The 13098-nt window shown below is 62.3% G+C and carries 12 protein-coding genes; 10 read left to right on the top strand and 2 right to left on the bottom strand.

Annotated features, from left to right (window positions below; translation table 11 throughout):
• Positions 1–5: 5 nt before the first annotated feature.
• Genes K0P33_RS19955 through K0P33_RS19935 form a run of 5 tightly spaced genes read left to right on the top strand, consistent with a single transcriptional unit; the run spans position 6 to position 5296 of the window.
• Positions 6–539 carry a spore coat U domain-containing protein gene (locus K0P33_RS19955; protein WP_094953334.1) on the top strand — a complete coding sequence of 178 codons (534 nt, stop codon included), beginning with the start codon at positions 6–8 and terminating at the stop codon, positions 537–539.
• Between the two features lie 5 nt (positions 540–544).
• Positions 545–1042 carry a spore coat U domain-containing protein gene (locus tag K0P33_RS19950; RefSeq protein ID WP_242150727.1) on the top strand — a complete coding sequence of 166 codons (498 nt, stop codon included), beginning with the start codon at positions 545–547 and terminating at the stop codon, positions 1040–1042.
• Between the two features lie 27 nt (positions 1043–1069).
• Complete coding sequence (locus K0P33_RS19945; protein ID WP_242150723.1) at positions 1070–1855, top strand: molecular chaperone; 786 nt, start codon at positions 1070–1072, stop codon at positions 1853–1855.
• 41 nt (positions 1856–1896) lie between these two features.
• Positions 1897–4290, top strand: a complete 2394-nt coding sequence (locus tag K0P33_RS19940) for a fimbria/pilus outer membrane usher protein (RefSeq protein WP_094953322.1) — start codon at positions 1897–1899, stop codon at positions 4288–4290.
• A gap of 34 nt (positions 4291–4324) precedes the next feature.
• Positions 4325–5296, top strand: a complete 972-nt coding sequence (locus K0P33_RS19935; RefSeq protein WP_094953333.1) for a spore coat U domain-containing protein — start codon at positions 4325–4327, stop codon at positions 5294–5296.
• Here K0P33_RS19935 and K0P33_RS19930 read toward each other — a convergent pair.
• Positions 5293–6030 (bottom strand): anti-sigma factor, encoded by a 738-nt coding sequence (locus K0P33_RS19930; protein WP_094953321.1) that lies wholly within the window; start codon positions 6028–6030, stop codon positions 5293–5295. The genes K0P33_RS19935 and K0P33_RS19930 overlap by 4 nt on opposite strands.
• Positions 6027–6533: a sigma-70 family RNA polymerase sigma factor gene (locus K0P33_RS19925; RefSeq protein ID WP_094953320.1), complete on the bottom strand. Its 507-nt coding sequence runs from the start codon at positions 6531–6533 to the stop codon at positions 6027–6029. The genes K0P33_RS19930 and K0P33_RS19925 overlap by 4 nt, the downstream gene beginning before the upstream one ends.
• A gap of 197 nt (positions 6534–6730) precedes the next feature.
• Here K0P33_RS19925 and K0P33_RS19920 point away from each other — a divergent pair, with 197 nt between their 5' ends.
• From K0P33_RS19920 to K0P33_RS19900, 5 genes are all read left to right on the top strand, one after another.
• Entirely contained in the window at positions 6731–8338 is a 1608-nt protein-coding gene (locus K0P33_RS19920; RefSeq protein ID WP_094953318.1) for an amino acid adenylation domain-containing protein, read from the top strand.
• Positions 8331–9626: a hypothetical protein gene (locus K0P33_RS19915; RefSeq protein ID WP_094953316.1), complete on the top strand. Its 1296-nt coding sequence runs from the start codon at positions 8331–8333 to the stop codon at positions 9624–9626. Before K0P33_RS19920 ends, K0P33_RS19915 begins: the two co-directional genes overlap by 8 nt.
• 41 nt (positions 9627–9667) lie before the next feature.
• A complete protein-coding gene (locus K0P33_RS19910) occupies positions 9668–10432 on the top strand; it encodes an enoyl-CoA hydratase-related protein (RefSeq protein ID WP_094953314.1) in 765 nt (254 codons plus the stop codon).
• Between the two features lie 121 nt (positions 10433–10553).
• Positions 10554–11636, top strand: coding sequence for a catalase family peroxidase (locus K0P33_RS19905; RefSeq protein WP_242150720.1), 1083 nt, complete (start codon positions 10554–10556; stop codon positions 11634–11636).
• Positions 11633–12172, top strand: a complete 540-nt coding sequence (locus tag K0P33_RS19900) for a cytochrome b (protein ID WP_094953310.1) — start codon at positions 11633–11635, stop codon at positions 12170–12172. The genes K0P33_RS19905 and K0P33_RS19900 overlap by 4 nt, the downstream gene beginning before the upstream one ends.
• Positions 12173–13098: the final 926 nt, after the last annotated feature.

Below are 13098 nucleotides of genomic sequence, written 5' to 3'. Positions count from 1 at the left end.
ACATCATGCATGCACGTGTATTGAAGGCGGTTTTTCCATTGATGGCGCTGGTGTGGGTGGCGGGCGCGCAGGCGGCCACCGTGGCCGGCACGGTCAGCGCGACCCTGGTGCTGACCAGCAGTTGCCAGGTCAATGGCGCGGCGGCAACCGGCGGGATGAGCTTCGGTAACTTGAACTTCGGCACGGCCAACAGCCTGTTCACTGAAGCCGACGGCCAGGTGCTGGGCGGTGGCGGTGGCGCGTTGTCGATCCTGTGTTCTGCGGGTACTTCGCCGACGCTGACCGTGTCTGCCGGCGCCAATGACGGCAAGTCCACTGGCGGTGCACGCGCGCTGTACGACGGCGTTGCCAACTACGTGCCGTACGACCTCTACACCGACAGCGGCCATTCGAATTTGCTGGCCATCGGTGGCGTGATCAACCTGGCGCCAAGTACCGGGGTGGCCCAGGCCGTGAATATTTACGGTAAGGCCAATGGCAAGGCCGGGCTGCCCGCCGGTACTTATACCGACACGGTTAACGTGACCCTGACGTTCTAAGTGCCATGAGCCGGGTAGCGTGGGCGTTGGCAGTGTGCATCGGCTGGGGCATGCCGGTGTCGCTGTTGGCGGTGACCAGTCAATCGTTCCAGGTCAGCGCGACGATCACGCCCGGGTGCCTGGTGGTCGGTGGTGGCACGAACTACGGCAGCCTGGCTTTCGGCACGTATTCGGCACTGGCGACCAGCACAGCGTCGGTCGCGCTCACCGGTGGCGTGACCTTGCAATGTACGCCGGGTGTCGCGCTGAACATGAGTGTCGACGGCGGTTTGCACAACAACAGTGGTCGGCGGATGCAGCTCAATAGCGGCAGTGCCCAAGTGGCCTATCAGCTGTTTCAGGACGCGGCGTTCAGCCAGAGCCTGGGGGTCAGCCAAAGCGTGAGTGTGGCCTACAGCAACGCGGCCAGTATCACCTTGCCGATTTATGGGCGAGTGCAGTTACCGGGTAATACGCCTGGGGGGACGTACAGCGACACGTTGCAGGTGCAGCTGTCGTGGTAAGGCGATTGGCAATGAGGAGTGAGACTTATGTATGCAGCTTCCCGGCTTGGGTGGGCAGCGGGTGTGAGCGCGTTATTGGCGTTGACGGCAGGGCAGGCCCAGGCGGCCAGCTCGGTGCTGATCTGGCCGATTGATCCGGTGCTGGAGGCCGATCAACAGGCCAGCGCACTGTGGCTGGAAAACCGCGGCACGGAGACCGCCAACCTGCAAATCCGTGTGTTTGCCTGGACCCAGAACGGCTTCGATGAGCAGTACCAGAACCAGCGCGACGTAATTGGCAGCCCGCCGGTGGCGAAAATCGAGCCGGGGCAGAAACAGTTGGTGCGTTTGACCCGCACCAAGGACGTGCCGCCGGGCCAGGAATTGGCCTATCGCATCATCATCGATGAGATCCCATCGGCCACGCCCCCCGCAGCCCCTGCCGATGGCAAGACCGCCGCCGCGGTGCGGTTCCAGATGCGTTATTCGGTGCCGTTGTTTGCCTATGGCCCAGGCCTTTGGAGCAAGGTCGACGGCACCCGCGACCGCGACCCAAAGGGGGCCGGCAAGCCGGACCTGAGCTGGAAAAAAGTCAGCGTGGGTGGGCGTAATTACGTCGAAATGCGCAACCAGGGCGCCGTCCACGCGCGCTTGACCGATGCCACGTTCAAGCAGGGCGGCCAACCTCGGCCCCTGGTGGAAGGCTTGATGGGCTATGTGCTGCCGGGCGCGACCATGCGCTGGCCGGTGCCGGACGGGTTGCCGGCTGATCAGCCGTTGCAGGTCCGCGTCAATGGCGCAACGCAATTGGAGAGCCTCGCACCGGGTCGATAAAACAGTGCGATAGGGCAGGGAGTAGCCCCGGGTGTTAACGGATGGAGATGTCCATTGAAGGACACAAAGCCTTGGTGAGCCACAAGAGGGCTCGATGTCTATGGCGATTGGTGTGGGTGGTGAGTGGCCTGTCGGGCCTGGTGCTTGCGGCACCGGGCGTGGCGGCTCCATTGCCGCCCCCTCCCAACAGTATGGAGGCTGTTGCCGATGCACAGTTGTTCCTGGAACTGGTGGTCAACCAGCGGGACACCGGCCGCGTGGTCGCCGTTAATCAGCGCGCCGGGCAGCTGTTTTTGCAGGCTTCGGTGTTGCAGGAAACGGGTATGAGGCTGCCGGGTGAAGTGCCCACCGAGGTCGCGCTGGAAAACCTGCCAGGCCTGCACACCGATTACGACAGCCAGGGCCAGCGCCTGGTGCTCACGGTGCCGCCTGCCTGGTTGCCAGAGCAGTTTATCGGCAACCGCAACAACTACCCGCGCACCCAGGCGCTGACCAGTTTCGGCGCGCTGCTCAATTATGACGCCTACCTCAATGACACCGATGATGCGGGCACCTACCTTGGCATCTTCAACGAAGTCAGGCTGTTCGATACGTGGGGCACGTTGTCCAACACTGGCCAGTACCGCACCACCCTCGGCCGGGAAACGCTCGGCAGCAGCCTGGACAATGGCTATCGGCGCTATGACACCACCTGGCGGTTTTCCGACGACGAGCGCCTGTTGACCTATGAAGCGGGCGACGTGATCAGTGGCGCGTTGCCCTGGAGCACGTCGGTGCGCCTGGGCGGGGTGCAGGTGTCGCGGGACTTTGGCGTGCGCCCGGATCTGGTCACCTACCCGTTGCCACAGTTTGCCGGGGAGGCGGCGGTGCCGTCGTCGGTGGACCTGTTTATCAACGGTTACAAATCCAGCAGTGCCAACCTGCAGCCGGGGCCATACACGCTGACCAACGTGCCGTTTATTAACGGCGCGGGGGAGGCGGTGGTGGTGACCACCGACGCCCTCGGCCGGCAGGTGTCGACCACGGTGCCGTTCTATGTCACCAGCACCCTGCTGCAGAAGGGCTTATCGGACTTCTCGGTGGCCGCCGGTAACCTGCGCCGCGATTACACCGTGCGCGATTTCGGCTATGGGCCCGGCGTGGCCAGCGGCACCTTTCGTTATGGGCTGTCGGACGCGTTCACTCTGGAAAGCCACGCCGAAGCCTCGGGTGACCTGGCCTTGGGCGGTGTGGGCGGCAACCTGCGCGTGGGTAACTTCGGTGTGCTCAACACCGCCGTCAGCCAAAGTCAGTTCGACGGCCGCACCGGCCAGCAACTGAGCCTGGGTTACCAATACAGCAACCCGCGTTACAGCCTGTCTTACCAGCGGGTGGAGCGGCGTGACGCGTACGCGGACCTGAGCCTGGTCGACACGCCCTATGCCAGCCTCAGCAAGCGCAGCCAGCAAGCCACGGTGAGCGTGAACCTAAATGATTTCGGCAGCCTGGGCGTGGGCTATTTTGATGTGCAGGCGGCGGATGACTCGCGCACGCGCCTGGTGAATATGACCTGGAGCAAAGCACTGTGGCGCAACAGCAGTTTTTACCTGTCGGCCAACCATGAGGTCGGCGACAGCAGTTGGGCGGTGCAAGCGCAAGTGGTGGTGCCGTTCGACGTGTACGGCAGCCTCAGCGTGGGCAGTGAGCGCAGCAAAACCGGGCAGAGCCAGCAGCGGGTCAACTACAGCCGTGCGGTGCCGGCCGAGGGCGGCGTGGGCTTTAACCTCGGTTACGCCAGCGGTGATGGGCCGGCGTATCGCCAGGCCGACCTGACCTGGCGCTTGCAGTCGGTGCAATTGCAGGTGGGCGCATACGGCAACAGCGACGCGCAAACCCGTTGGGCCGATGCCAGCGGCTCGCTGGTGTGGATGGACAACCACGTGTTCGCCGCCAACCGTGTCGACGATGCGTTTGTGGTGGTCAGCACCGATGGCGTGGGTGGCGTGCCGGTGCGCTACGAGAACCAGGTGGTCGGCGAGACCGACCGCAACGGCCACCTGCTGGTGCCATGGACCAGCGCCTACTACCGCGCCAAATACGAAATCGACCCGCTGAACCTGCCCTCCAACGTGCAAGTGCCCAACGTCGAGCAACGCGTTGCCGTGCGCCGGGGCAGCGGCTATTTGCTGGCGTTCCCGGTACGCCGGGTGCTGGCCGCGAGCATCACTTTGGTGGATGCCCAGCATCAGGACTTGCCCCTGGGCAGCCAGGTGCGCCACGCGCAAAGCGGCGCACTGGCGGTGGTCGGCTGGGACGGCCTGGTCTACCTGGAAAACCTGGCGGCGCATAACACCTTGCAGGTCACGGTCGGCGACGGCCAGACCTGTCAAGCCAGGTTCGAGCTGGATACCACGCAGGAGCAGGTGCCGCTGATCGGGCCACTGGTGTGCCAATGACATAAGGAGTGTGCGTGTGCGGGTCAAGGAATGGCTGTTGCGGTGGCTGCTGTTGGCGAGCTTGGGTGTGTCGGCGCAGGTGCAGGCCGTGTGCTCGGTGGTCACCACCGTGCCGGCCAGTTTTGGCACGACGGTGAGTTCGATGACCGTGCGCATCACCTCCCAGCCCAGTTCGACCACTAACGGTGGCTTGAGCTGCACGCCGGCGCTGCTGTCGGTCTTGACCTCCAATGACCATTTCTACGCGACTGTTACCGGCTCGTCACAAGGCGGTTTGGTCGGGCCAACCGGGGATGTCATCAACTATACGGTCTACGCCAACAACACCAGCGCATTCCCGATGACACGTGGCACCGCGTTCGATTTTGGCGGCAGTGGCGGCATTGCCGCGTCCCTTGGCCTGGTATTCGGGCCCGGCACCAAAGTTGTGCCGCTGTATTTCGCCACCACCATCGGCAGTAACGTGGCTGCGGGTGTGTACAGCGAAACCCTGAGTATCTTCTGGAACTGGAACTACTGCTCGGGCATTGGCATTGGCGGGATCTGCGCGGGCCGCGAGATCAACAACGGCACGACTACGCTGACCGTGAGCATGACTGTGGTCAATGACTGCCAGATCACCACGCCGCCGATCGCGTTCGGCAGCGCCCCGGTGGTCAGTGCATTTTCCACCGTCAGTGGGCAGGTCAGCGTCGCCTGCACCAAGGGCAGCGCCTACACCGTTGGCCTCAGCGACGGGCAGAACCCGGTGAGTGTAGGCGGCCGCCGGCAGATGGTGTCCGGGAGTAATGTGCTCGCGTACGACATCTTCAAGAGCGCCGGCACCACGCGCTGGGGCAGTGTGGGCGCGGCGCGGCGGGCCAGCTCCACGGCCGAGGTCAACCCTGGCAATGGCTTGGGCACCGGCAGCCAGGTGTTCAACTACAACGCCAAGGTCTACACCGACCAGGCCACGCCGCCGGGCGGCACCTACATCGACAACGTGGTGCTGGACGTGGGCTTTTAGAACTTCATCGTCTGCGCGGTCGACTGACCCTCGGGGCTGACCATCGCGTAGTTGTAGCCACTGCCGGACCAGTATTCGGCCTGCAAGCCGTCGGCACTGCGGCTGCCGCGCGGCAGAAAACCGTTCTCCGGGCCGGGTGGGCGGATATAGAAACTCATGCGCCGCCCTTGCGGGTCTTCGTACAGCACCATGGCGGCAGCGCCTTGCTCAGTGGTGAGCAAGCGCCCGCTGACCGGTTTGAACCCTGACGGGCTCAAGTCGGGCAGGCGGTGCGCCTGGCTGAAGTAACGGTCGAGCCAGGCCTGCATGGTGCCGCTGTCCTGGGCGTTGTAATCGGCGGGCATGATGCCGTCCTGGGCAAACAGGCGGAACGCTTGCATCGCGTCGGCCATCGGCAACATCGGCGGCTGGGTGGCCTCGCGGGCATGCCAGCCGCCCAAACCGCCGAGGCTGACAGCGATCAGTAGCACGGCGGCGCTAGCCAAATGGCGGCGCGACTGATGCTTGATGCGCTGGCGAATCAGCGTCGGGTCCAGCGCGGGGTTGGCCGGTTGCTGCAAGGCCCCGCTTAATGCCGCGCGCAGCAGGTGCGCATCCTGTTGCCAGGCATGCACCTGGGCCGCGACGTCGGGGTGGGCCGCCAAGTAGCTTTCAAGCACGCGACGATCGCTCTCCAGCAGTTGGTGATCGACGTAGGCATGCAAATCGCGTTCGCTGGGGGGCAGGCTGATCATTTGAGTATCCGCAGGGAAGGGCTGGCGATTTCGCCATCGCTGAGTTGACGCAAGGCCTGGCGCGCCCGGGACAGGCGCGACATTACGGTGCCGACGGGTACCTCAAGGATAACGGCAACCTCCTTGTAGCTTAAGCCTTCGACCGACACCCAGAGCAGCAGGGCGCGCTGTTCGGTGTTGAGTTGGTCGAAGGCTTGCAAGGCCGATTGGGCCATCACCGTGCGCTCCACCGAAGGTTGCGCGTCGTCACGGCCAGTGAAGAATTCGAGCATGCGTGCGTAGCGCCGGCTGCGACGGTGGGCGTCGAGGAACTGCCGGTAGAGGATCGAGAACAGCCAGGCGCGCAAGTCGCCCTCGATGCGTTTGTCGGCCCAACGGATGATCGCCCGTTCCAGGGTCGCCTGCACCAAGTCGTCAGCGCTGCTGGCGTTACGCGTCAGGGACACGGCAAAGCGCCGCATCCTGGGAATGAGTTCACGTAACTGTTCGTCGAGCTCGTGCATGGGTGTGGGTTCTGAGCGATTGTGCAGAGGAAGACGCTGGCCGACGTAGCTTATTCCATCAACAGCAGTACGAATGTTGCGCTTTTGTATAGGGAAAATCTGCAATGCGAGTGGCTCTGTAATGCCACTCCCACACCTCAATCAACCCTCGTAACAGCCGGGAACCCCTTCGGCGTTTAAGTGATGAGGGTGTATGCATGACATTTTCTCCGATCGATAAACAGTTCTTTTCCCGAGCCGCGCTGGCTCATTTGCCTGCGGCGCAGCGAGTCGTGTTTGAACAATGGGGCTGTGGCCCTTCCGCCAAACCTGCCTGCGACACCGTGCACCAGGCCATTGAGGTGCAAGCGGCACTGGCGCCGCAAGCGATCGCTGCGGTGTGGGCGGGCCAACGTATCAGCTATGAACAACTCAACCGTCAAGCCAATCGCTTGGCCGTGCGCCTGGTAGAGCAGGGCGTGACGCGCGGCGACACCGTGGGGCTGTTTGTCGAGCGTTCGATTCCCATGCTGGTAGGGCTTTTGGCGGTGCTGAAGGTGGGTGCCGCGTATGTCCCTCAAGACGCTAGAATCGTCCCGACACTGCAACTGAGCATGGTGCTGGAGTCGTTGACCAGCCCAGTGATTCTGACCCTGTCCAGCCTGGCTGAGCGTATACCGGCCGATGCGGCCCACCGCTGCCTGGGCCTGGATACGTTTCTGGCCGAAGAGCCCTGGATCGCCCAGGACAACGCTCAGGTGTTCGCCGCAGCTGACACCGATGACCTGTGTTTCGTGCTGTTCACCTCCGGCACGACCGGGCGGCCCAACGGTGTGTGTGTCAGTCACCGCAACGTGTGCAACCTCCTGTTGACGGAGCCGGGGAGGATGGGCATAGCACCGGGGCACAACGTGGGGCAGGTCCTCAATATCGGGTTTGACATGGCTGCCTGGGAAATACTCGGTTGCCTGGCGCATGGAGCGACCCTGCTGATTCGAGGTAAAGACATTGCGCAAACCGCTGCACAGTGTCACGTATTGATCGCCACACCCTCGATACTGTCGACTCTTGACCCTGAGCAGTGCCCTGACCTCAAGGTGGTCGCGGTGGCGGGAGAGCCCTGTTCCCAGGCGCTCGCCGAGCATTGGGCCGAGCACTGCGCGTTCTACAACGGTTGCGGCCCCACCGAAACCACGATCGTCAATACGCTGCATCGGCACGTGCCTGGCACGCTATTGACCATCGGCAAGCCCACGCCCAATAACACCGTGTATGTGCTCAATGAGCACGGCCGCGCCTGTGAACTGGGTGAAACCGGTGAAATGTGGGCCGGCGGCGCAGGGGTAACGGTCGGCTACTTGAACAATGCTGAGCTGACTGACGAGCGTTACCGCCCGGACCCCTTTATGGGCGGTGACGCGATGATGTTTCGTACGCGGGACCTGGGGCGCTGGACGACCGAGGGGCAACTTGAACACTTGGGGCGGGTCGATGATCAGGTAAAGATTCGCGGGTTTCGTGTGGAGCTGGACGCCGTGTCCACCGCCCTGGAGGCGGGCGATGGCTGCACGCGGGCGGTCACGTTGAAGCTGGACAGCCGCAACCTGTTGGCCTTTGTTTCGCCGGCCAGTGCTGACGTTGAGTCGTGCCGAGCCCGGTGCCAGGAGCGCCTGGCCTACTACTGCGTGCCGTCATCGATCTATGCGGTGGAGCATTTCCCACTGACCGCCAGGGGCAAGATCGACAAGGCACTGTTACTGCAACGGGCTCGGGAGCGGCACGTGGCGTTATTGGCGCTCAAGACTGAGGGGGCCGGCCATGATTGATGCGCTGACCCGTACCGTTGTACCGCCCAAGCCGGCGCTATGGCGCCGTTGGACGTCACTGCCGATGTTCTCTTACTACAACCGTCTGTTGGCGCTGGTGCTGATGTGCAACGCGTTGGTGCTGCTGGCTGTCGACTTTCGCGCCATCACCGTCGAGAGGTTCGCGGACATGGTGTTGATCAACCTGTCGGTTGCCATTCTGATTCGCCAGCAATACCTGATCAATGCCTTGTTCTGGTTGGCGACCCGGGTTCCGCGCGCATGGCCGCTACGTGTGCGGCGCAGTGCGGCGAAGGTGTACCACTTTGGCGGGCTGCACAGCGGCGCAGCCCTGGCGGCGACCGGCTGGTTTGCGGCCATGCTCGGTGTTCAGGTAGCGCGTTATCTGCAGCAGCCTGGCAGTGTTTCGTCAGCCTGGTTGTGGCTCAGCAGTGTGCTGCTCAGCCTGTTGATGATGATGGTGATCATGGCGCTGCCCCGGGTTCGTAGCCGCTTTCACAACGGCTTCGAGCGAGTCCATCGGTTTGCCGGTTGGGGGGCGCTGCTGTTGTTCTGGGGGCTGACGTTACTGGCGTCCAGCGAAGCCTCGACGCCCTTATTGCACAGTGGATCGTTTTGGATGCTGGTGCTGCTGACGCTGAGTATTGCGTTGCCTTGGTTGCGTTTGCGCAAGGTGGTCGTTGAACACGCGCAACCGTCGGGGCATGCGGTGATTACGCGCCTGAGCCACACCACACCCTTTGCCGGTTCATCCACCGCGATCAGCCGGAACCCACTGTTGGAGTGGCACTCATTTGCCAATATTCCCGCGCCAGGCGAGGCAGGGTTTCGCCTGATCATTTCTCGCGCCGGAGATTGGACTGGGCGGTTTATCGAGGACTCGCCTCGCCACGTATGGGTTAAGGGCATCACCACGGCGGGCGTTGCCAATGTGGAAACCCTGTTCAAGTCAGTGGTGTATATCGCCACTGGCAGCGGCATCGGGCCGGTCATGCCGCACTTGTTGGCTGCTCAAGTGCCAATCCAGTTGATCTGGTCCACCCGCAGCCCGAGGAAAACCTACGGCGATGAACTGGTCGATGAAATCCTGCGTGCTCAGCCCGGTGCGTTGATCTGGGACACCGATGAGCGGGGCAAGCCGGACCTGGTGCAACTTGCCTACGGCGCGGTGCAAACCGTGGGCGCAGAAGCGGTGATCTGTATTGCCAACCAAGCGTTGACTCAACGTGTGGTGCACGAGATGGAAGCACGAGGCATACCCGCTTATGGCGCGATCTGGGATTCCTGAAGTCGCGTTATAGGGGCCAACATCAATCAGTCGAGGTGTTTATGAATGTGTTAGTGGAGCGTTATGGCCGGGTCGTTCTGGTCAGGCTCAATCGTCCGCAGGTCAAAAATGCGCTGAGTTCGGCGCTGATGACGGAGTTGATCAGCAGCCTGGCGACTGTGGACCTGGACCCTCAGGTCGGGTGTTTTGTCATCACCGGCACTGCGGAGTATTTCGCGGCGGGGGCTGATATCAAAGAGATGAGCGGCAAGTCTTACGTGGATATGCTCAACGAAGATTACTTCGTCGGCTGGGAGGCTTTTAGCCGTCTGCGCACGCCCACCATTGCGGCAGTGGCCGGTTACGCGTTTGGCGGGGGCTGTGAACTGGCGATGATGTGCGACATGATTTTCGCCGCCGACACAGCGACGTTTGCGCAGCCGGAAATCAAGCTGGGTGTGATTCCGGGCATGGGCGCGACCCAGCGGTTGACGGGGCTTATCGGCAAGGCCAAGACCATGGACCTGGTGTTGACGGGGCGCGCGATGACCGCCGCCGAGGCCGAGCAGGCGGGGCTCGTGTCACGGGTCTACCCAGCGGCGGATTTGCTGGCGCAGACACTGGCGGTGGCGGCGCAGATTGCCGGGTTCTCCCGCACCGCCACCCGCGCGGCACGGGAGGCGGTTGAACAATCTCTGGAGGTCGGCTTGCACGATGGCGTGCGTCTAGAGCGCCGGCTGTTTCATGGCCTGTTTGCCACACCTGATCAGCAGGAAGGGATGCAGGCGTTTCTTAACAAACGGCCGGCATTGTTCAATCGGATATAGAAGAAAACTTGAATCGGCGGCGTATCTGCTTCGAAAAAAACTACAGTGAAAAGGGAATAGACCTACGTGGGACTCGTCTCATAGTTCATTTTCCTTTCGGCCACGTGCCCTGGAGTTTTGCATGGTAGATCACTCATCGCCGCCACGTGCGCCACTCAGTACCGCCAGTTTGCTTGTCAGGCTGGCGTGTATTGGCGGGGTAGTAGCGGTTGTTGCTGGGGCGTTTGCCTACGTCAACGGCACGCTCGACCCACAGCGCCTGCGCCCCAAAACCCTGGTCAATGCCCTGGAAACCAATAACGGCCTGCACCCGGGCTTGCGACGTAACCATGCCAAGGGCGTGTGTGTGGCCGGTTACTTCCAGAGCAGTCCCGAGGCACGTGCGTACTCGAGTGCCCAGGTGTTCAGCGAAGCGAAAACCCCGGTGATCGGCCGATTTGCCTTGCCCAGCGGCAACCCTTACGCGCCGGACAGCAGTGTGCCGATCCGCAGTTTCGCCGTGCAATTCAGCCAGGCCAACGGCCAGCAGTGGCGTACGGGGATGAACAGCATGCCGGTGTTCCCGGTGGGCACGCCTGAGGCGTTCTACCAAATGCTCAAGGCCGGCGCGCCAGACCCGGCCACCGGCAAGCCGAACCCAGCGAGCATGCCGGCGTTTTTTGCCGCGCACCCGGAGACGGCGCCGTTCCTGGCGTGGGTCAAGACGGCCAAGCCGTCGGCCAGTTATGCGACAGAAACCTACAACGGCATCAATGCCTTCTACTTGGTGAGCGCTGATGGCAAGCGCCAGGCGGTGCGCTGGGGCGTGGTGCCACAAAGCCAGGATGCGGCAGGTGATACCGCGCCGTCGGGCGGTGATTTCCTCGAAAAAGACTTGGTACAGCGCCTGGCTTCAGGGCCACTGCGTTGGCAGTTGAACATGACCCTGGCCAACCCCGGCGACCCGCTGGACGATGCGAGCAAAACCTGGGCCGGCGAACACAAAGTGCTGAACGCGGGCACGCTGGTACTGCAAAGCAGCCAGCCGCAAGCGGACGGCGATTGCCGCGATATCAACTTTGACCCGCTGATTTTACCCAGTGGTATCCAAGCCTCTGACGACCCACTGCTGGCCGCACGTTCGGCCGCCTATGCCAGTTCGTACTTACGCCGCGCCGGCGAAGTCAGCCCGCTGCACAGCGCCCCTCAGGAGTCAAAGCCATGAATGTTCAACCAGGCTATTTTGCGCCGCTGGCCCGCCTGCTGCATTGGCTGATGGCATTGATGGTCATCGCCATGCTGTTTATCGGTGCGGGCATGGCGGCGTCTGTGTCGGAGCGTCATGAGTGGCTGATTCACCTGCACAAGCCGCTGGGCATTGCGATTCTGGCGCTGGTGATTGTGCGGTTGGTGGTGCGTTTTTCTACCCGGCAACCGCCGCTGCCTGCTGATTTGCCGTTGTGGCAAGTGCTGGCAGCCAAGGCGTCCCATGTGCTGTTGTACGCGCTGATGCTGGTGTTGCCGCTGCTGGGTTGGGCGATGATTTCGGCGGCCGGGGACCCGGTGATGCTCAGCAGCTCGGTGCAGTTACCGGCGTTGCTGGGAGCGAATGCGCCGCTGTTTGCGGTGTTGCGCAAGGCTCATGGGTATTTGGCTTATTTGCTGTTTTTGACGGTGTTGGTGCACTTGGCGGCGGCGTTGTTTCATGGGTTGATACGCCGGGATGGGGTGTTGCAGAGCATGACTGGCACCAGAGACTGATGCTGTTGAGTTTGTGCAGGTTTTTTTGGGGGGGGGGAGGTGGATTGAGTACATATCCGTTGCTGCGGTAACGGCTTCGTAGGGTTCCGCCCTTACGGCGGGTCACTTTTGGAAAAGAGCCCGGAATGCCGGCCCAGCCAAAAGTAACCAAAAGGGCTCTTGCCCCACCACTCGGTGCCTCGCCTAGGCTCGGCATGCCCTCACTCCGGCTTGAATCCGTGGGCCGCCGCCATGGGCCATCCTTGGCCCATCGCGGCTAACCCGGCGTCCTGCCGGGTTACCCACGGATTCAAGCCTGCGTTCGGCCATCGTGGTTAACGGGGCGCCTCAGATCAAGATCAAGATCAAAAGCAAGAGCACGGCGGCCTAGTAGCCGACCTGAGTGGTTGAAGCAAAAGCAGGGCAAAAGCACAGCAAAAGCACAGCAGAAGCACAGCAGAAGCAGATCTGCTTTTCTGTGGGAGCTGGCTTGCCTGCGATGCAGACACCTCGGTGTATCAGGCATAACCAGTTGATGCCATCGCAGGCAAGCCAGCTCCCACATTAAATTGAGTTCAGTTTCAAATATCAGGTCGGCTGTCAGGCCGCCTTTGCTTTGCTTTTGATCTAACCACTCAGGTCGGCTACTAGGCCGCCGTGCTCTTGCTTTTGATCTTGATCTTAGGCGCCCCGTTAAACCACGCTGGCCGAACGCAGGCTTTGGAGCGTGGGTAAACCGGCAGGACGCCGGTTTAGCCGCGATGGGCCAAGGATGGCCCATGGCGGCGGCCCACGGTCCAAAGCCTGCGTGAGGGCACACCGAGCCTAGGCGAGGTGCCAAGTGGTGGGGCAAGAGCCTTTTGGTTACTTTTGGGCTCTTTCAAAAGTGACCCGCCGTAAGGGCGGAACCCATATCCGCCATCACCCAAATAACGGATATACACCCC

Origin of the sequence: Pseudomonas sp. ArH3a (assembly GCF_022648765.1) — a bacterium.
GTDB lineage: Bacteria > Pseudomonadota > Gammaproteobacteria > Pseudomonadales > Pseudomonadaceae > Aquipseudomonas.
The sequence above is the reverse complement of the archived record's forward strand: the minus strand, read 5'-3'. Positions and strand labels throughout refer to the sequence as shown.